The sequence below is a fragment of the Ruegeria sp. CDSA221 genome (assembly GCF_059611825.1).
The window spans coordinates 222,427-240,501 of sequence record NZ_JBXWPK010000006.1 but is presented as its reverse complement, the minus strand read 5'-3'; the positions used below and the strand labels follow the sequence as shown (position 1 = coordinate 240,501).

The following is an 18,075-nucleotide window of genomic DNA, read 5'->3' as shown; positions in this document are numbered from 1 at the left end:
CACGGTCGGCGTCAGCGGACTGCTACACCCAACAGCTTAACCGCATGACAATGCGGGAAAAGCTGGCAGGAGCTTTCACCTACGGTAGTCTTCCGGACGAATGTGATATCGCGCCAGTTTGTCGTAAAAGGTCTTGCGAGGCAGCTTTAGCGCCTTTGCGGCTTCTGATGCCTTGCCGTTATGCCGGCCAAGGGCAGCAATCAGCAGAGATCTTTCGACCCGTGCCATCTGCTCGCTCAACCCCAGTTCTGCGGCCTGCGAGACATCTTCAGGCATTCCCAGCACAAACCTCATTGCGGCTGACATCAGCGACCGTGCGTTACCCGGCCAGTCTCTGGTCATCAGCGATGCCAGATGGTCCGACGTGATTTCCGGTTCCTTTATCCCGGCCTGTTCGGCTGCCTGTGCTACATAGTGGCGGAAGATTACAGGTATATCCTCGGGGCGCTCGGCAAGCGACGGTATGCGAACGCGCATCACATCCAAACGATAGAACAAATCCGCAAGGAACCGTCCATCCGAAGACAATTCGGCCAGGTCAGTGGTCGTGCCCGCCAGAATTCGGGCGCCTACACCCTGTTCAACCATCTCCAGTGCGGCAAATTGCGTGGCCTCGGGCATGGCCGAGATTTCGTCCAGAAAAAGGGAACCACCGGCTGCATCTTCGCAGACATGAACCAGATCGCTGGTCGACAAACCGGCGGATGGACGTTTGACAAATGGGCCCTGACTTTGCGGCGACATTAGGTGAACGACCTCGGCAACTTTGGACACTCCGCTGCCAGCCGGTCCGGTGACCAAAACTTCGGCCCCTGTCTGGGCTACTGTACGAACCCTTTCCCTCAGTTCTTCGGCCTTTGATGAGAGACCGAACAGCAGGCGTGCCGCTGGATCGCCGCGTTCGAGTTCGCTTTTCATTGCGCGTTGTTGCAGGACATGTTCTCGCGCTTCGGATGCCTTGCCCAACACCTTTAGCAGATCTGCCGCGGCGCAGGGCTTTTCCAAAAAGTCGAATGCACCCTGCCCCATGGCCTGCACTGCCATTGGTATGTCGCCTTCTCCAGTCAACAGGATGACAGGCAGATCAGCATCCATATCGCGGGTGTAGGTCAACAGGTGAAACCCGTCCCGACCAGGCATCCGGATATCCGACACGATCACTCCCGCGAAATCCGCCCGGATATGATCCTTGGCCGCCACAAAGGACCCGGCTGTTACGGGTTCATAGTCGGCAAGCTCTAACGTTTGGGCCAGCGCTTCGCGCACTGCCGAGTCGTCATCGACCAAAAGCACTTTGCGGGTCATGCTGCCCCTACGTCCTTGAAATGTTCCAGTTCCACAGTGAATACCGCACCTGTCGGAGCGTTGGTGCCCCGAATATTACCACCAAAGCTTTGAACCAGACCATAAGAGATCGACAACCCCAGCCCCATGCCCTCAGACGAACCGACAGCTTTGGTGGTATAGAACGGCTCGAACAGCTTCTCCGAGTTCTCGATCCCCGGACCTGTGTCGCTGACCGTGACCGTCAGGGTCTTGTCACTGTTTATCGCGATCTTGATCATGCGTTGTTGTTGCTCACTCATGGCATCGGCGGCGTTGTTAATCAGATTTACGAACACCTGCACCAATCTCACTTCGCCACCCCAAGCATAGATAGGGACATCTGGAGCCTGCCATTCCATACGAACGTTTTCCGAATTCAGCCGGGCCTCGGTCAATTCCAACGCCGTTTCTATTACCTGAACCAGATCAACTCTGCCCATGGGCTCGTTTTCATTGCGGGCAAAAGCCCTGAGGTTCTTGATAATTCGCGCCATTCGCGCGGCCAAATCGGAAATTCTGGTGAGGTTCTCGGCGGCTTTTGACTCGTCACCTCTGGTCAGAAAAGCCGTTCCATTCTCGGCGAATTGGCGAATGGCCATCAGCGGCTGGTTCAACTCATGGCTAATGCCCGCCGACATCTGCCCGAGCGCACTCAACTTCCCGGCCTGTATAAGCTCTTCCTGCGCATGTTTCAGCGCCACCTCTGCCTCTTCCCGTTCATGGACCTCGCGCCGCAGGGCGGAGTTCGCGGCGGTAAGTGCATGGGTTCTGCGCGTCACGCGGCTTTCCAGCACCGCATTGGCCTCAGCAAGCGCGCGCCGGCGTTCGGTTGCCATAAACAAAAGCGCCCCGAAGGCCAGACAGATCGCAGCTACCGCCGCTGCTTGCAAATTCGCCAGACGGCGCGCCGGGGCCACATCCACCAGCACCTCGGCTGTCATGTCTATCACCGGTAGATCAAGTGTAAGGTGTAACGCACGCTGTGGCAGATACCGGCCCCAATTCAAGGTCCAAAGCTCGTGTCGTCCGATCAGATTCGACGAGAAATCGACCGTCTGCCCCTCGGGCGGCACCAGCCCCGGTTGACCTTCGGCCCGACGCCAGAACAACAAGTCGGAACGGTTCGAGATGAACACCACACCTTCCCCATCAATAAAGAAAATGGCCTCGGTACTGCCCCGCCAAGTCTGTTCGACATCCTGCACATCGGCTATAACCATCAATGCGCCTTCGACTATACCGGTGGGACCAAAGGCAGGAGCTGCATAGGAATAGGTTCGATCGCCGCTTGTGGACTCAACCCCGTGGGCACTGCCCATAGCACCCTGCATGGCGCGCCTGAATGCGGGATGGTCTGCCATCGTCAATTCAGGCACCGGGTGGGCGGCTGCAAGTACCCTGCCCAGACGGTCCAGATAGACAATGTTAACGGCGGCAGTTTTGTCTGCCACGTCCAGCAACACAGCCTGCGCGATGGCGCGATCGCTCGGCGTGACAAGCGTTCGAACAGCCGGGTGGCTGGCCATCAAGACAGCCAGCTCCTGATAGACCTGCATTTGTGTGCTAAGGCGGTCGGCGGCCAATTCCAGATCGGCCTCAGCCTTATCGCTCAGCGGCGACAAAGCCTGACGAAAGCCGTATGACCACACTCCAACAGAGAGCAGCCCAACAGCAATCAGAAATGTCAAAATTAACCATACCCTTTGCATGACATTGGGTCTTGCATTCAACGCGCCTCATGGCAAGTGTGCCCGCCATGAAGACTTTGCATCAATCCCCTGTTGACCCGAATTTTGTCCAGAACCCTTATCCGTTCTATGATGCGGCCCGCGCGCATGGCGACCTTGTGTATTGGGCCGACTACCGGATGCACGCTGCGGTATCGCACCGGGCGGTTCAGGCCTTGCTGAAGGACCGTCGTTTCGGTCGCGAAGTGCCGCCGGAAATGCAGCGTCCAGGTCCTGCGCATCTAGCCCCCTGGCTGATGGTCGAATCTCATTCGTTGTTAGAAGCAGAGCCGCCGCGCCACACCCGGCTTCGACGCCTGGTCATGCGCGCCTTTACGTCACGTGCCATTGCGGCACTGGAACCATCAATTCGTGACCTCAGCCACAAGCTGATCGACGCCTTTCCCAAAGCGCCCTTCGATCTGCTGGGTACCTATTGCACGCAAGTTCCGGTCGTCACGATCTGCCGCCTTCTTGGCGTTCCCGAAGAGATGTCTCCGCAGCTTTTGCGCTGGTCGCATGACATGGTGGCGATGTATCAGGCCAGCCGCACGCGCCAGACAGAAGATACCGCCGCGGCCTCGGCAAAAGAGTTCACCGAATTCATCTCATCTTATGTCGAAAAGCGCCGGTCTGACCCTCGGGATGACCTGATTACCCGGTTGATTGCCGCTGAAGAAGATGGTGAAAAACTGTCACGTGACGAGTTGGTTGCAACTTGCATTCTGCTGTTGAATGCCGGTCATGAAGCCACGGTTCATTCGCTAGGAAATGGGCTCAGGACCGTATTGCACCAAGGTGTAAAAGCCGATGCCTTTCAGCCTGAAACCATTGACGCCACTGTCGAAGAAATCCTGCGCTTTGACCCGCCGCTGCATATGTTCACGCGCTATGCCTATGAAGAGATCGACCTGTTCGGGCACAGTTTTAAACGCGGTGACGAAGTCGCTTTGTTGCTTGGAGCCGCGAACCGTGATCCACAAGTCTGGGCCGAACCTCATAAGTTCGATCCAACCCGCCCCATCCTGACCAACAGCAGCTTTGGCGCGGGTCTGCATTTCTGCGTCGGAGCACCGTTGGCCCGACTCGAAATGCGAATAGCGCTGGCGGCACTGTTCGAACGCTGTCCCAACCTGGCGCTCAGCGCGGAACCGGAATATTCCAACAGCTACCATTTTCACGGGCTAAAGCGGTTGATGGTTCAGGTCTGACCGCTAGTTCTCGATCAGGGCATTCAGCGGCAGCATGGTCGTCGATTTGATCTCTTCCATCGACAGCAGAGCGGTCACATTGTGGACGCGCACCTCGGAAATCAGAGTCTGATAGAACACGTCATAGGCGCGCGCGTTTTTGACACGCACCTTGAGGATATAGTCGATATCACCTGCCAGCCTGTGCGCCTCTTGCACTTCGGGGCGGTCCCGCAGGGCTTTGAGGAATTTTCGCTGCCAGTCCGCCTCGTGTTCAGAGGTGCGGATCAGGACGAAAAACGTCGCCTCGAACCCAAGCGCCTCGGCATCCAGTAAAACCGTCTGCTGGCCGATCACTCCGGCCCCCTTCAGCTTGCGGATGCGATTCCAGACAGGCGTCTTTGAACTGCCGACCCGGGCTGCTATTTCGTCCAGCGATTGGCTGGCGTCGCGCTGCAGCTCAACCAGAATTTTCCGATCCGTGTCATCAATCCGCACTGACATTCCAATTTCTTCCTCGTATCGAAACTTTCGTATCGCCTGATCAGCACAACGAAACGCTTGTTCTTATTTATGCGTACATATGGCGCAATACCGGGAATATTTCCTATATTGAGGGTCAAGTCAAACCAACCCGGACCGAAACATGCAAGTGACGCAAACATATCAGGATGCAGGCCATGTCGACTTTGTCGGCGCAGGCCCCGGTGATCCCGAATTGCTGACGCTCAAGGCGCTGCGCGCGTTCGAGCGCGCGGATGTGGTCCTGCATGACCGGCTGATCAGCGCCGAGGTGCTGACCCTAGCCGGGCAAACGGCCGTTCTGGTCGATGTTGGCAAAGCCGGGTTCGGCCCCTCGTGGAAACAGGAAGACATCGACGCGCTGCTGGTAGAGTACGCTCTGAAGGGTCTACGCGTTGTACGCCTGAAATCCGGTGACCCCACCGTATTTGGTCGTTTGGACGAAGAAATCGACGCCGTCGAAGCAGCTGGCATCTCGTGGCAGATTATCCCCGGCATCACCGCAGCCTCGGCCGCAGTTGCGGGCATCGGGCAAAGCCAGACGCGCCGCGGGCGCAATTCCTCGATCCGTTTCCTGACCGGGCACGACATGAAGGGCTTCGCCGATCACGATTGGAGCGCTCTGGCGCAGCCCGGTTCGGTGGCGGCGATCTATATGGGCAAAAAGTCTGCCCGGTTTATTCAGGGCCGCCTGATCATGCACGGCGCCGACCGGGCCACACCTGTGACGCTGATCGAAAACGCCTCGCGTCCTGATCAGCGCATTCTGACCACGACGCTGGATCACATGCCCGCCGATCTGAACGCCTCGGACATGGACGGCCCCACCCTTACTTTTTACGGCCTTGCCCCCCGCCAGGCAGCCAAGGCCCTGACTGAATTCAAAAAGGAGCACGCCTGATGGCCCGCGCTTTTACCCCCAAAGTGGTAACCGCCAACGATCTGTTGGAAGGTGACGTCATCTATCTGACCGAGGACGACCGCTGGTCGCGTGAATTATCCGAGGCAGAGCTGATCACAGACGAAGCCCACGCACAGGTCCGTCTTCTGGATGCCGAACGCCAAGCAGGCAAGATTGTCGGTGCCTATCTGGCGGACGCTATAGCTGGCGACGAAGGCCCAGAACCAACTCATTTTCGGGAAGACTTCCGCCGGACTGGCCCGTCCAACTATGCCCACGGCAAACAGGAAACTTCCCCGCAGCCCCGGGCCTGATCCCTGGCCCTCTCTCTCTCCCCTACAAAGGCCCCAGGTTCGGGGCTGCACTTAAGGACAGCTAATCATGTATCGCTACTCCGAGTTCGACACAGCATTTTTGGCAGAACGCAACAGACAGTTTCGCGCCCAGGTCGAGCGCCGCATTGACGGATCGCTGACCGAGGATGAGTTCAAGCCGCTCCGCCTGATGAACGGCCTGTATCTGCAGTTGCACGCTTATATGCTGCGGGTCGCCATTCCTTACGGCACGCTGAACAGTGCGCAGATGCGCCAACTGGCCCTGCTGGCTGAAAAGTGGGACAAGGGCTATGGCCATTTCACTACCCGTCAGAACATCCAGTACAACTGGCCCAAGCTGAATGACGTGCCGGATATGCTGGACGCGTTGGCCGAGGTTGGCATGCACGCCATCCAGACCAGCGGCAACACCATCCGCAACGTGACCGCCGACCATTTCGCCGGTGCAGCCGCGGATGAGGTCGCCGACCCGCGCCCCTATGCCGAACTGCTGCGCCAGTGGTCGACCGACCACCCGGAATTCCAGTTCATGCCGCGCAAGTTCAAGATCGCCATCACAGGGTCAGAGAACGACCGTGCCGTGATCAAGGCGCATGATATCGGCCTGCAACTAGTCGAACGTAACGGCGTTCTGGGTGCCCGTGTTATCGTAGGCGGCGGTCTGGGCCGTACGCCCATGATCGGCAAAGAACTGTCTGACTTCGTCGCGTTTGACGACCTGCTGGCTTACCTAGAAGCCACTGTTTCGATCTGGAATCAAATCGGCCGCCGCGACAACAAGTACAAGGCGCGCATCAAGATCACCGTGCATGAACACGGCATCGACGCCATCCGCGCCAAGGTGAACGAGCGTTTCCTGCAGGTCCGCCCGCAGTTCAAAGGCGCGGATATGAACCTGCTGGAAGAGATCAAGGGCCACTTCGCTGCACCTACCTTCCGCGAAGCGTCGGTTGCGTCGTTTGAAGGTGCCTACACCAATGATCCGATCTTCCGCTCGTGGGTGGATACAAACATTGCGCCGCACAAGAATGCGGACCACGCGATTGTGACGATCTCGATCAAGAAACACGGCGCGACGCCGGGTGATGCAACTGCCGAGCAGATGCGCGTGATGGCCGATCTGGCCGAAGAGTTCGCCTATGACGAGCTGCGCATCAGCCATGAGCAGAACGTGATCCTGCCGCATGTCCACAAATCGGACCTGCCCGCGATCCACGCAAAGCTGAAGGAATACGAGCTGGCGACCGCCAATATCGGCCTGATCAGCGATATCATCGCCTGCCCCGGCATGGACTATTGCGCGCTGGCAACGGCGCGTTCGATCCCGGTTGCTCAGGAAATTGCGACCCGGTTCGAAGACCTCAAACTGGAGCATGATATCGGCCACCTGAAGATCAAGATCTCGGGCTGCATCAACGCCTGTGGTCACCACCATGTCGGCCATATCGGCATTCTTGGTCTGGATCGTGCGGGCGTCGAAAACTACCAGATCACTCTGGGTGGTGACGGCACGGAAAACGCCGCAATCGGTGATCGTACGGGTCCGGGCTTTGCCTATGATGAGATCGTTCCGGCCGTTGAGCGCATCGTCGAAACCTATCTGGAGCAGCGTGAGGGTGCCGAAGAAACCTTCCTCGAGACCTATCGCCGTGTCGGAATGGCTCCGTTCAAGGCGGCCCTCTACCCCGAGGCGCGAGCGAATGCCGCTTGATCTGATCCAGACTGAACTGGGCCGGGATAGACGTGAACTGACCGAACGGGTCAGTGAGTTGAACGCCCGGTTCCGCCACCACAGTGCGCATGACGTGATGCACGGAGCAATGGAAGAGATCGATGATCTCGCTCTGGTCTCAAGTTTTGGTGCGGAATCGGTGGTGTTGCTGCATATGGCGGCCGTGGTCGACAAGATGACCCCGGTGCTGTTCATCGACACGCAGATGCTGTTCACCGAAACGCTGGAGTATCAGCAGGAGGTGAGCGAGCGGTTGGGGTTGCGAAACGTCAAGATCATCCGCGCGGATGACGACGATGTTCAACGCGACGACCCCTATGGCGCGCTGCGTCTGCGGGACATGGATGCGTGCTGTAACCTGCGCAAGACCTTCCCGCTGCAACAGGCGTTGCTGGGATATGATGGCTGGATCACCGGGCGCAAACGGTTTCAGGCCGGGTCCCGCGCCACGCTTGATTTCTTTGAGGTCGAGGACGGCACAGGCCGGATCAAGGTCAACCCGCTGGCCCATTGGGCGCCCGAAGATGTGCGCGCCTATATGGAGGAGAACAACTTGCCCAGGCACCCGCTGGTGGCCAAAGGATACCCTTCGATCGGCTGTGCGCCCTGTACTTCGCCGGTCAAACAGGGCGAAGACCCCCGCGCCGGACGCTGGCGCGATCAGAACAAGGAAGAATGCGGCATTCATTTTGTAGATGGCAAGATGATGCGCGCCGGAGAGAACACATGAACGTTATCGTAACCGATGAGGGGTTCGCCCCCGATGATTGGACTGATGGCTATGTCACGCTGGAAGACGCGGCCAATGATGTGGTCGCGCTGGATGTCAGCTCAGACACGGATCCCGATGAGCTTGCCGAACGGCTGGGCTGCGCCAAGATGGTGCGCGTCGATTTCCCGTCCTTTGCGGATGGGCGCGGCTTTACCATCGCGCGGACCCTGCGCCTGAAAGGCTATACCGGTCGCTTGCGCGCCAAAGGTCATGTCCTTGCCGACCAGTATGCCATGGCGCGGCGCAGCGGCTTTGATGAGGTCGAGATTGAAGACACTCTGGCCGATCGTCAGCCCGAAGATCAATGGGTGGCTCGCGCCAACTGGCAGGACAACAACTATCAGGCCCGCCTGCGCGGCTAAAATCGCCTTTCGCAGCCTCAAATAGGAACGTAGGGGCAAGAGCCCCCTTTTCCTGACTTGGATCAAAGATTAAACGGAGATGTCGGTTTACTCCACCGGCAGTGAAACGATGACAGAGATGAAACCCGTGACCGAAGCAACCGCCGTGAAGGCCCCCGTTCTGCCGGACGCCCAGACTGTGACAGACGTCAAGCATTGGACTGACAGCCTGTTCTCATTCAAAGTGTCGCGCCCCGCGTCCTTGCGGTTCCGCTCGGGCGAGTTTGTGATGATCGGCCTGCTGGGCGACAACGGCAAACCCCTGCTGCGCGCCTATTCCATCGCCTCGCCGTCCTGGGATGAGGAATTGGAGTTCTACTCGATCAAGGTACAAGACGGTCCTCTGACCTCGAAACTACAGCACATCAAACCCGGCGATCAGATCATCCTGCGGCCCAAACCCGTTGGCACGCTGGTCCATGACGCTCTGCTGCCCGGCAAGCGCCTGTGGTTCTTTGCCACCGGCACCGGCTTTGCACCCTTCGCCTCTCTGCTGCGCGAACCACAGACCTATGAGGATTATGATGAGGTCATAATCACCCATACCTGCCGCGAAGTGGCCGAGCTGGAATATGGTCGTCAGCTGATCGAAGACATTCGCCAGGACGAAATGCTGGCTGAGCTGATGGGCGAAGGTTTTGCGGACAAGATTCGTTACTACCCGACCACCACACGCGAACAGAGCCCCAAGATGGGCCGCATTACCGAGCTGTTGAAAGACGGCACAGTATTTGCCGATCTGGCGATTGAGGGCGGCATCAAACCGGAAACCGACCGTGCGATGGTCTGCGGGTCTTTGGCTTTCAACCTGGATATCAAAAAAATCCTCGAGGATTTCGGACTGCGCGAAGGCGCAAATTCCGACCCCAAGGAATTCGTCATTGAAAAGGCCTTTGTTGGCTAATCCGGTTTGCCGGTCTGATATGCGACATCAGATCGGCAAAAACGCGGGAATATCATGGGAAATTCACGCTGGTGGTCACTTATGCCGCTTGAAACGTCCCGCAGCCCAGTCTAAATTCCGGGCTTGAAATTCTGCAATCATCAAAGGAATGAACCCATAGCTCGCAGACCTCACAACGCGCCGCCTCAGAGAGACACCGGCCCGCGCGTCAATGATAAGATCCGTGCCCCCGAAATTCGCCTTATCGGCGCCGAAGGTGAAAATGTCGGGGTGGTTCATCCCGCCAAAGCCATGCAACTCGCGGACGAAGCCGGCCTGGATCTGGTCGAGATTTCGCCGAATGCAAACCCTCCGGTTTGCAAAATTATGGACTTTGGTAAATTCAAATACGAAACGCAGAAACGCGAGGCCGAAGCGCGCAAAAAGCAAAAAGTCATTGAGGTGAAAGAGGTCAAGTTCCGGCCCAACACCGATACTCATGACTATGAAGTCAAAATGCGCAACGTGTTCAAATTCCTTGAAAACGGCGACAAGGTAAAAGTGACTCTGCGCTTCCGTGGTCGTGAGATGGCACACCAGAATCTGGGCCGTGAGTTGCTGGAACGTGTTGCCGTGGACACCAAGGAAATCGGCAAGGTCGAGAACATGCCCAAGATGGAAGGCCGTCAGATGATCATGATGATCGGCCCGCTGCCGCAGAAGTAAGCCCTGCGACAACTGAGTTATTCGAAACCCCCTCGGATTGAGGGGGTTTTATTTTGCGCTTCGGCTTTTGAACCAGACCCTTGCGTCATTCACATCAAATGCTAGCGAAATCAGGTCAATAACCAGTAGAAACACCAGAAATTTCGCATATCCGGTCGCCAGTTCGGCTTCGCTTGCAAATACTGCAATCACGACGAAAACCATTGGCACCCAACATATTAGATGCGGAAATGCCATCGCTTTGCTCATCCCTCGTGTCGCCAGCATGATCGGAAGATTCAATGCCATCCCACCGATTGAGAGTGCTGCGATTAGAATACCATTTGGCTGATCCAGATACGCCAGAGGTGCCAGATTGGTCGGGATGAGCAGCACCACCAACCAGATCTGTACCCAGGCGGGCAAGTCCCGAAAACTCTTCCAGATGTCGACAATCATCATCGCTCCTTCAGGAATTGACCTTTTGTCGATACCCTATTGAGTAAAAAGAGAAAGTCAGATCAAAAGAGCGTCAGATCGCGGCTTTGAGTGCGGCCTCCAGCTTTTCAACCAATTCCTCAATCTGTGCGTCGTCGATAATGAAAGGCGGCGCCAACAGAATATGGTCGCCACTTCGACCATCGCGCGTGCCAGACATGGGGTAACAGATCAGACCAGCGTTTAACGCCGCCTTCTTGATCTTGCCCGCGAGACCAAGTGAGGGATCAAACGGTGTTTTTCCGGCCCGATCCGAGACCAGCTCGATACCGCGGAACAGCCCGCGGCCCCGAATATCGCCGACATTAGGGTGCTCGCTGAACGCAGTTTCCAGCGCAGATTGCAGTCTCTGTCCCATAAACTCGGCGCGCAGGGGCAGTTGTTGGCTCGTCAATTCCTTCAGCACCGCCAATGCCGCTGCAGTTGCCACCGGATGGCCGACATAGGTATGCCCGTGCTGGAAAAACCCTGACCCAATTTGGATCGCCTTATATATCCGGCTCGTACACAACATTGCGCCGATAGGTTGATAACCCGCCCCCAAACCTTTGGCGATGCACAGAATATCCGGGGCAATTCCATCGTGATCGCAGGCAAACAAATGCCCGGTGCGCCCCATTCCGCACATGACCTCATCCAGGATCAGCAAAACGCCATATTGATCACAGATTTCACGTATGCGCCTAAAATACCCTTCGACCGCCGGGACCGCCCCCAGCGTTGCCCCCACGACTGGCTCGGCCATAAACGCCATGACGGTTTCAGGGCCAAGACGCAAAATTTCGGCCTCCAACTCGTCGGCCACCCGTTGACCATAGGCGTGGCTGCTCTCACCATCTTGCTTTTCGGCATATTCGTAGCAGGGCGCGATATGGGTCATTTCGATCAGCATCGGTGCGAATTGCGCACGGCGCCAGGCATTTCCCCCCGCTGACAAGGCCCCCAAAGTATTTCCATGATAGCTTTGGCGGCGCGCGATGACATGGCGGCGCTCGGGCTGACCGATCTCAAGAAAATACTGCCGCGCCAGTTTGATGGCGGCCTCTGTTGCTTCGGACCCTCCGGATACGAAGTAAACGCGATCCAAATCCCCGGGCGCATGATCAATCAGAAGGTCCGCAAGGGCTTCGGCAGGTTCGGACGTCATAAACCCGGTATGCGCAAAGGCGATCTTTTCAACCTGGCTTTGAACCGCCTCGATCACCGCCCGGTTTGAGTGGCCAAGACAGGACACAGCAGCATCACCGCAATCCAGATACCGCTTACCTTCAGCATCGATCAGATAGCAGCCTTCGCCGCCAACCGCGACTGGCAGCTGAGATTTCGTATGGCGTGGGAAAACGTGGCTCATGATCTATCCTCTTTCAATCTGGCGACAAGGGCCGCGACTGAGGCGGCGTTATTGTCCCAAGTGTCTCCGTTCCGATCTGCGATGCTGTTTTCAAATCCGACCCGAACATCACCGCCCAAGGACGCCGCATGTACCAGACAGTCATGCTCTTGTTTTCCAAAGGCACAGATCATCCAGGGCGAATCCCCGTCCGGAAACGCATCCAGATCCGAGGGCTTAGATTCCTGATCAGTCCGATAGCGCCCCAGAACAAGCAAACGGTCGGATTGCTGTTCGCGCACAACACCACGCTTTTGCCACCGTGTTAATAGGGCCGCATCTTCAGCGTCGTAAAGAATATGCTGAACCCGCGTCCCCTGATCCGCGCAAATACCATAGATCCGGTCAGCCAGATCGTTATCGCGCGCGATCTCGCGGACCGAGATCGACGCCCAAGCCGGTCTAACCTTCCTCAGACATTCGAACTGGCTGCTTACATCAAAAATCCCTGCCGCCTCGGTTGTGATCTGGATGTCCAGGGCCGGAACCCGCCGCCGAAGTTCAGCAAGTGTTTCCAGATACTGTCCCGCATCCAAAGAGTGACGGCCTTCTGTGTCCCGAATGTGCAGATGAAGACCGGCCGCACCGGCCTCATGGCATGCTCTGGCCGCTTCAAGAATTTGCACGGTTGTGACAGGCAGGGCTGGGTGATCTGCCGCACCTCGGCGCGCACCATTGGGCGCCGCCAGAATGTAGGGTTCGGATTTCGACCGATGCTGTGACATTCCCTGCCCCCGATTACCTGTTGCCGCATCTATGCAAGCGGCCTATGTTTTACACCTCCTTCTTTCATAACATATGTTTTTTCATGATAGAGACCCAACGCCAGCTGACAGATCACCTGAGGAAAAACATCGACCAGATGCCGCCCAGACTTCAGGCGGCAGCCAAATACATCATAGATCACCCCGCGGATTTTGGCCTCGACCCGATACGGGTAACTGCCGAGAAGATCGGTGTCAGTGCAAATGTCCTTGTCAGGCTTGCCCAGTATATGGGCTATGGTGGGTTTCAGGCCTTCCGCTCTCCGTTCCGTCAAAATCTGGCGACGGATAACGAAGAATTCCTTGGCCCTGCCTGGCAAACCCACATGCACGCTGAAGGAGCCCATGGTCAACTTCAAGCCAAGCTTGCCCGCAACGAACAGAATGTCGTTGTCAGGTCGCTGCGATTGATGAGGCCCGACACAGCGCATCTGGCCATTGAACATATACTCGGGTCCCGCCGATGCTTCGTAACAGCCACTCGTGCTAGTTACGCGCTGGCCTATTATTTCTCCTATAACGGGCGCATGGCGCACCCGGGCATTCAGTTGATCCCCCGCCACATTGGCTCGGCCACTGATGATCTGCTGGACGCGGATGACAAGGATTGCCTGCTGGCAATCACCGTAAGCCCCTATTCGGCCGAAACGATAAAATCCGTGAGGTACGCCCGGGAAAAAGGACTTCGGGTCATCCTGATATCGGATAGCGAAGTAATTGCGCCGGGCGTTGAACCGGATGTCGCCTTTACCGTCAGCACAAGGTCACAACATCACACCTCGAGCTTTACCGGTGTCATGGCTGTGTTGGAATGTCTCATCGGCCATTTATTTGACGCCGGTGGCAAAACAGCAGCGCACCGCGTTGAGGCCTATCAAAAGGCGCGCGAAGATACCGGGGCCTATTGGCAGCCAAACAAACTTCCGAAAATACGCCGAAAATAGAAAAAGCCCCGAGGGACACACCCCGGGGCTTTGCGACTAAAAGCCGGTTTACTTACATGCAGGCCAGCACAGCCCGCTTGGTCATCACACTGACCAGATGCGCGCGATACGCTTTGCTGCCATGAAGATCGCCGATCATGTTGGCCGGGTTGATGTTCAGCCCCATCAACGCGTCCGGTCGGAATTCAGTATTCAGCGCCTGTTCTGCTTCGGACCAGCGGAACACCCCATCCTCGCTGGCGCCCGTGACCGCCACACGCACACCGTCGGCGAACCGGGCCAGATAGACACCCACCAACGCAAAGCGCGAGGCTGGCTGCAAGAACTTCTGATAGCTCGCGGCCTGTGGCACCGGAAAGCGGATGGATGTGATGATCTCACCCTCATCCAGTGCGGTCGAGAACATGCCATCAAAAAACGCATCTGCTGCAATCTGACGGGCGTTGGTCACGATCGTGGCCCCGGATCCGAGCACACCCGCCGGGTAACAGGCCGCCGGATCGTTATTCGCAACCGAGCCGCCAATCGTGCCGCGGTTGCGCACCGCCGGATCACCGATCTGACCGGCCAATGCGGCCAGCGCCGGGTATGATCCCGCTGCCTCTTGAGCAACAACTGCATGCGGCGTTGCGCCACCAATAGAAACCGACCCGTCATCCCCAACACAGACGCCCTGCATTTCGGGAATTCCGCTGAGCGAGACGAGTGCCGATGGCGCCGCCAATCGTTGTTTCAGCGTCGGGATCAGGGTTTGCCCACCACCCAACGCCTGCGCATCCTCAGCCCCTAAAGCGGCAACCGCGTCGGCTATGGTCGAGGGTTTCTCAAATTCGAAATTGTACATTTCGTCTTCCTTTCCGAAAGGCGCTGTTCTGCCCTTCATCTGGCTATAAACATCTCGGGGAGCGCGAGGGGTTGACCCCTCGCACCCCAACCTCTCACCCGTGCATCGCGGTCCAGACACGCGATGGACTCACCGGCATATCGATATGATCGATGGCTTTGCCGCCTGAATTCAACGCATCCAGCACCGCGTTGACCACCGCAGGTGGTGAACCGATTGCCCCGGCCTCACCACAGCCCTTCACACCCAACGGGTTATGCGTACATGGCGTCTGGCTCGAGTGATCCACCGCATAGAACGGCACATCATCGGCACGCGGCATGGCGTAATCCATAAAGGACGCGCTCAGCAGCTGACCGTTTTCGTCATAGGCACAGTTTTCAAGCAATGCCTGACCGATGCCCTGACCGATGCCGCCATGCACCTGACCATCCACGATCATCGGGTTGACGATATTGCCAAAGTCATCAGCGGCGGTGAAGGCTTCGATGGTGACCCGACCGGTTTCGGGGTCAACCTCGACCTCACAGGCATAGGCGCCAGCCGGGAAGGTAAAGTTGGCCGGGTCATAAAAGGCGGTCTCCTCCAGCCCGGGCTCGACCTCCAGCGGAAAGTTATGCGGCACATAGGCCGTCAGGGTGACATCACCCCAGGCCACCGACTTGTCGGTCCCTGCCACACTGAACTGACCGTCCTTCAGCTCGATATCAGCCTCGGACGCCTCCAACAGATGCGCCGCGATCTTTTTGGCCTTGTCGATCACCTTCTCGGTTGCCTTGACCATCGCCGATCCACAGACCGCCAAAGACCGCGAGCCATAGGTGCCCATGCCAAACGGAATCTTCGACGTGTCGCCATGCACGATCTCGATCATCGACTCGTCGATACCGATCATGTCCGCCACAACCTGCGGGAAGGCCGTTTCATGCCCCTGCCCGTGGCTATGGGCACCTACCATGACGCTGATCGAGCCGGTGGCATTCACCCGCACAGTCGCCGCATCATACAGACCCGCACGGGCCCCCAGCATGCCAACGATGTTCGACGGCGCGATGCCGCAAGCCTCGATATAACAGTTGACGCCCAGACCCCGCAGCTTGCCCTTGGCCTCGCTTTCAGCGCGACGCGCGGCAAAGCCTGCCAGATCAGCAGCGGACTCAAGCTTGTCCATCGTCCCATTATAATCGCCTGTGTCATAGGTCAGCGCCACCGGTGTGTCATAGGGGAACTGGGTGATGAAGTTCTGCCGGCGCAGGGCGATCGGATCGACACCCAGTTCACGCGCTGCCTTGTCCACGACCCGCTCCAACTGGAACGTCGCCTCAGGACGGCCCGCGCCGCGATAGGCATCCACCGGGACCGTATTGGTGAACATCGCCTTGACGTTGACCTGAATGACCGGCGTCTTGTAGTTGCCCGCCATCAGCGTCCCGTGCAGCCATGTCGGAACCGAGCTGGAGAAGGTCGACAGATACGCACCCATATTTGCATAGGTGTTGGTGCGCAGACCGATAAAGTTATTGTCCGCATCCAGCGCCAGTTCTATCTGTCCGACATGGTCGCGCCCATGCGCGTCGGACATGAACGCCTCGGACCGGCTCGAGGTCCATTTGACCGGGCGGTTACAAGCCTTGGCGGCGAAGGTGCAGAACGCCTCTTCGGCATAGTGGAAGATCTTGGTGCCAAAGCCGCCACCCACATCCGGCGCGACCACGCGAACCTTGTGTTCGGGCAGGCCCAGAACAAAGGCACACATCAACAGGCGGATCACATGCGGGTTCTGCGACGTGGTATAAAGTGTGTATTCTTCGGTGCCGCGGCTGTACTCGCCCACCGCCACACGCGGCTCCATCGGATTGGCAACCAGACGGTTGTTCACCAGATCCAGCGTGGTGACATGGGCCGCATTGGCAAAGACCTCATTGACCTTGGCATCATCGGTTTCGCCCAGCTGCCAATCATAGCAGATGTTGTTTTTCAGATCGTCATGGACCAGCGTCGCGCCTTCTTGCGCGGCGGCCTTCATGTCGATCACGGCGGGCAGCTCCTCGATATCAAGCTCGATCGCCTCAGCCGCGTCGCGGGCCTGTTCCAGGCTGTCGGCGACCACAGCAGCAATCGGATCGCCCACATGGCGCACTTTGCCCTGTGCCAAAATGGGATGCGGAGGTTCCTGCATCGGTGCGCCGTGCTTGTCGGTCACTTCCCAGCCACAGGGCATGCCGCCCACGCCTTCGAAATCCTTGCCGGTAAACACTTTGACCACGCCCGGCATGGCCTCGGCAGCAGAGGTGTCGATGCTTTTGATCCGGCCATGCGCGATGTCGGACCGCAGAAAATGCACATAGGCCTGGCCATGCACGTTGATATCGTCGGTGTAATTGCCTGCTCCGGTTAAAAAGCGCACGTCCTCGCGCCGTTTGGAACTGGCTCCGATGCCACTGTCTTTGGGCATTGCTTGTTCTCCTCCCTGAAAAAGAATTTTCGTCGAAAATTCTTTACGTCGGTATTACTCGGCAGCGATGCCGCTTACGTCCTGGCCCGATGCGGCCATGATCGCTTTGACAATGTTGTGATAGCCTGTGCAGCGGCACAGGTTGCCTTCCAGATACTTTCGAATCTCGGCTTCGCTCGGGCGCGGGTTCTCTTTCAGCAAGGCGGCGGCGCTCATCACCATGCCCGGCGTACAAAACCCGCATTGCAACCCGTGATGATCCTGAAACGCCTGCTGAATCACGTTCAAAGACCCATCCTCAGCGGCCTGGCCCTCAATCGTGGCGACCTCGGACCCGTCCGCTTCCAGCGCAAGCATGTTGCACGACTTCACCGCCGCGCCATTCACATGAACAACACACGCCCCACATTGCGCCGTGTCACATCCAACATGCGTTCCGGTCAGCGACAGATTATCACGTAAAAATCCAGACAACAACGTCCGACCCTCGACCTCACCGCTAACAGACCTCCCGTTCACGGTCATGGTGACCTGTGTCATAAGTTCCTCCCATGTCATATTTTTCTCTGTCGAGTTAAACACGGGACTTATTGTTTGAGAACAAAAATTTCGCAGGGCGCCGTTTAGGACAGATCACAATGCCGAGCAAAGCGGCCTGATCTGGGCATTAAATTGATGTCAAACGC

Annotated in this window: 18 protein-coding genes; 9 read left to right on the top strand and 9 right to left on the bottom strand. The window is 57.5% G+C overall.

The features are described 5' to 3' along the window. Positions 1 to 75 precede the first annotated feature (75 nt). The gene (locus AC2FJ5_RS12105; protein ID WP_496793500.1) at positions 76 to 1,305 is read right to left on the bottom strand and encodes a sigma-54-dependent transcriptional regulator; all 1,230 of its coding nucleotides are present in this window, start codon (positions 1,303 to 1,305) and stop codon (positions 76 to 78) included. Beyond that, complete coding sequence (locus tag AC2FJ5_RS12100; RefSeq protein ID WP_496793498.1) at positions 1,302 to 3,035, bottom strand: sensor histidine kinase; 1,734 nt, start codon at positions 3,033 to 3,035, stop codon at positions 1,302 to 1,304. The genes AC2FJ5_RS12105 and AC2FJ5_RS12100 overlap by 4 nt, the downstream gene beginning before the upstream one ends. A gap of 47 nt (positions 3,036 to 3,082) precedes the next feature. On the opposite strand from AC2FJ5_RS12100, the gene AC2FJ5_RS12095 reads away from it, so the two are divergent. Beyond that, a complete protein-coding gene (locus AC2FJ5_RS12095) occupies positions 3,083 to 4,264 on the top strand; it encodes a cytochrome P450 (protein ID WP_496793497.1) in 1,182 nt (393 codons plus the stop codon). 3 nt (positions 4,265 to 4,267) lie between these two features. On the opposite strand, the gene AC2FJ5_RS12090 is transcribed toward AC2FJ5_RS12095, so the two are convergent. After that, positions 4,268 to 4,747 (bottom strand): Lrp/AsnC family transcriptional regulator, encoded by a 480-nt coding sequence (locus tag AC2FJ5_RS12090; protein ID WP_142634084.1) that lies wholly within the window; start codon positions 4,745 to 4,747, stop codon positions 4,268 to 4,270. A 142-nt stretch (positions 4,748 to 4,889) separates the two neighbouring features. On the opposite strand from AC2FJ5_RS12090, the gene cobA reads away from it, so the two are divergent. From cobA to infC, 7 genes are all read left to right on the top strand, one after another. Then, positions 4,890 to 5,666 carry a uroporphyrinogen-III C-methyltransferase gene (cobA, locus tag AC2FJ5_RS12085; protein WP_496793496.1) on the top strand — a complete coding sequence of 259 codons (777 nt, stop codon included), beginning with the start codon at positions 4,890 to 4,892 and terminating at the stop codon, positions 5,664 to 5,666. Further along, positions 5,666 to 5,980, top strand: coding sequence for a DUF2849 domain-containing protein (locus tag AC2FJ5_RS12080; protein WP_496700218.1), 315 nt, complete (start codon positions 5,666 to 5,668; stop codon positions 5,978 to 5,980). The genes cobA and AC2FJ5_RS12080 overlap by 1 nt, the downstream gene beginning before the upstream one ends. Positions 5,981 to 6,047: 67 nt before the next feature. Next, the gene (locus AC2FJ5_RS12075; RefSeq protein WP_496793495.1) at positions 6,048 to 7,712 is read left to right on the top strand and encodes a nitrite/sulfite reductase; all 1,665 of its coding nucleotides are present in this window, start codon (positions 6,048 to 6,050) and stop codon (positions 7,710 to 7,712) included. Next, a complete protein-coding gene (locus AC2FJ5_RS12070; protein ID WP_496793493.1) occupies positions 7,702 to 8,463 on the top strand; it encodes a phosphoadenylyl-sulfate reductase in 762 nt (253 codons plus the stop codon). The genes AC2FJ5_RS12075 and AC2FJ5_RS12070 overlap by 11 nt, the downstream gene beginning before the upstream one ends. Next, the gene (locus AC2FJ5_RS12065; protein ID WP_496695306.1) at positions 8,460 to 8,867 is read left to right on the top strand and encodes a DUF934 domain-containing protein; all 408 of its coding nucleotides are present in this window, start codon (positions 8,460 to 8,462) and stop codon (positions 8,865 to 8,867) included. The genes AC2FJ5_RS12070 and AC2FJ5_RS12065 overlap by 4 nt, the downstream gene beginning before the upstream one ends. 109 nt (positions 8,868 to 8,976) lie before the next feature. Further along, positions 8,977 to 9,810 carry a ferredoxin--NADP reductase gene (locus tag AC2FJ5_RS12060; protein WP_496700434.1) on the top strand — a complete coding sequence of 278 codons (834 nt, stop codon included), beginning with the start codon at positions 8,977 to 8,979 and terminating at the stop codon, positions 9,808 to 9,810. Positions 9,811 to 9,933: 123 nt separating this feature from the next. Continuing rightward, entirely contained in the window at positions 9,934 to 10,515 is a 582-nt protein-coding gene (gene infC / locus AC2FJ5_RS12055) for a translation initiation factor IF-3 (RefSeq protein WP_246097134.1), read from the top strand. A 48-nt stretch (positions 10,516 to 10,563) separates the two neighbouring features. On the opposite strand, the gene AC2FJ5_RS12050 is transcribed toward infC, so the two are convergent. From AC2FJ5_RS12050 to AC2FJ5_RS12040, 3 genes are all read right to left on the bottom strand, one after another. After that, complete coding sequence (locus AC2FJ5_RS12050) at positions 10,564 to 10,953, bottom strand: hypothetical protein (protein WP_281972176.1); 390 nt, start codon at positions 10,951 to 10,953, stop codon at positions 10,564 to 10,566. A gap of 73 nt (positions 10,954 to 11,026) precedes the next feature. After that, positions 11,027 to 12,343 (bottom strand): aspartate aminotransferase family protein, encoded by a 1,317-nt coding sequence (locus AC2FJ5_RS12045; protein ID WP_496793492.1) that lies wholly within the window; start codon positions 12,341 to 12,343, stop codon positions 11,027 to 11,029. Beyond that, on the bottom strand, positions 12,340 to 13,107 hold the full coding sequence (locus tag AC2FJ5_RS12040) for a beta-keto acid cleavage family enzyme (RefSeq protein WP_496793490.1): 768 nt from the start codon (positions 13,105 to 13,107) through the stop codon (positions 12,340 to 12,342). The genes AC2FJ5_RS12045 and AC2FJ5_RS12040 overlap by 4 nt, the downstream gene beginning before the upstream one ends. Positions 13,108 to 13,190: 83 nt before the next feature. Between AC2FJ5_RS12040 and AC2FJ5_RS12035 the strand changes: the two genes are divergently transcribed. Then, a complete protein-coding gene (locus AC2FJ5_RS12035) occupies positions 13,191 to 14,090 on the top strand; it encodes a MurR/RpiR family transcriptional regulator (RefSeq protein ID WP_496793489.1) in 900 nt (299 codons plus the stop codon). A 52-nt stretch (positions 14,091 to 14,142) separates the two neighbouring features. On the opposite strand, the gene AC2FJ5_RS12030 is transcribed toward AC2FJ5_RS12035, so the two are convergent. The 3 genes from AC2FJ5_RS12030 to AC2FJ5_RS12020 all read right to left on the bottom strand — a co-directional run bounded on the left by AC2FJ5_RS12030 (position 14,143) and on the right by AC2FJ5_RS12020 (position 17,929). After that, a complete protein-coding gene (locus AC2FJ5_RS12030; protein WP_142634105.1) occupies positions 14,143 to 14,934 on the bottom strand; it encodes an FAD binding domain-containing protein in 792 nt (263 codons plus the stop codon). Between the two features lie 94 nt (positions 14,935 to 15,028). After that, a complete protein-coding gene (locus tag AC2FJ5_RS12025; RefSeq protein ID WP_496700901.1) occupies positions 15,029 to 17,389 on the bottom strand; it encodes a xanthine dehydrogenase family protein molybdopterin-binding subunit in 2,361 nt (786 codons plus the stop codon). A gap of 54 nt (positions 17,390 to 17,443) precedes the next feature. After that, on the bottom strand, positions 17,444 to 17,929 hold the full coding sequence (locus tag AC2FJ5_RS12020) for a (2Fe-2S)-binding protein (protein WP_496793487.1): 486 nt from the start codon (positions 17,927 to 17,929) through the stop codon (positions 17,444 to 17,446). Between the last annotated feature and the right edge of the window lie 146 nt (positions 17,930 to 18,075).

What these genes read in the sequence shown, in the direction of transcription:
- AC2FJ5_RS12090 (WP_142634084.1), bottom strand. Translation starts at nt 4,747, where the DNA reads ATGTCAGTGCGGATTGATGACACGGATCGGAAAATTCTGGTTGAGCTG.
- AC2FJ5_RS12100 (WP_496793498.1), bottom strand. Translation starts at nt 3,035, where the DNA reads ATGCAAAGGGTATGGTTAATTTTGACATTTCTGATTGCTGTTGGGCTG.
- AC2FJ5_RS12075 (WP_496793495.1), top strand. Translation starts at nt 6,048, where the DNA reads ATGTATCGCTACTCCGAGTTCGACACAGCATTTTTGGCAGAACGCAAC.
- AC2FJ5_RS12030 (WP_142634105.1), bottom strand. Translation starts at nt 14,934, where the DNA reads ATGTACAATTTCGAATTTGAGAAACCCTCGACCATAGCCGACGCGGTT.
- cobA (WP_496793496.1), top strand. Translation starts at nt 4,890, where the DNA reads ATGCAAGTGACGCAAACATATCAGGATGCAGGCCATGTCGACTTTGTC.
- AC2FJ5_RS12050 (WP_281972176.1), bottom strand. Translation starts at nt 10,953, where the DNA reads ATGATTGTCGACATCTGGAAGAGTTTTCGGGACTTGCCCGCCTGGGTA.
- AC2FJ5_RS12105 (WP_496793500.1), bottom strand. Translation starts at nt 1,305, where the DNA reads ATGACCCGCAAAGTGCTTTTGGTCGATGACGACTCGGCAGTGCGCGAA.
- AC2FJ5_RS12035 (WP_496793489.1), top strand. Translation starts at nt 13,191, where the DNA reads ATGATAGAGACCCAACGCCAGCTGACAGATCACCTGAGGAAAAACATC.
- AC2FJ5_RS12070 (WP_496793493.1), top strand. Translation starts at nt 7,702, where the DNA reads ATGCCGCTTGATCTGATCCAGACTGAACTGGGCCGGGATAGACGTGAA.
- AC2FJ5_RS12040 (WP_496793490.1), bottom strand. Translation starts at nt 13,107, where the DNA reads ATGTCACAGCATCGGTCGAAATCCGAACCCTACATTCTGGCGGCGCCC.
- AC2FJ5_RS12095 (WP_496793497.1), top strand. Translation starts at nt 3,083, where the DNA reads ATGAAGACTTTGCATCAATCCCCTGTTGACCCGAATTTTGTCCAGAAC.
- AC2FJ5_RS12060 (WP_496700434.1), top strand. Translation starts at nt 8,977, where the DNA reads ATGACAGAGATGAAACCCGTGACCGAAGCAACCGCCGTGAAGGCCCCC.
- AC2FJ5_RS12080 (WP_496700218.1), top strand. Translation starts at nt 5,666, where the DNA reads ATGGCCCGCGCTTTTACCCCCAAAGTGGTAACCGCCAACGATCTGTTG.
- AC2FJ5_RS12020 (WP_496793487.1), bottom strand. Translation starts at nt 17,929, where the DNA reads ATGACACAGGTCACCATGACCGTGAACGGGAGGTCTGTTAGCGGTGAG.
- AC2FJ5_RS12065 (WP_496695306.1), top strand. Translation starts at nt 8,460, where the DNA reads ATGAACGTTATCGTAACCGATGAGGGGTTCGCCCCCGATGATTGGACT.
- AC2FJ5_RS12025 (WP_496700901.1), bottom strand. Translation starts at nt 17,389, where the DNA reads ATGCCCAAAGACAGTGGCATCGGAGCCAGTTCCAAACGGCGCGAGGAC.
- AC2FJ5_RS12045 (WP_496793492.1), bottom strand. Translation starts at nt 12,343, where the DNA reads ATGAGCCACGTTTTCCCACGCCATACGAAATCTCAGCTGCCAGTCGCG.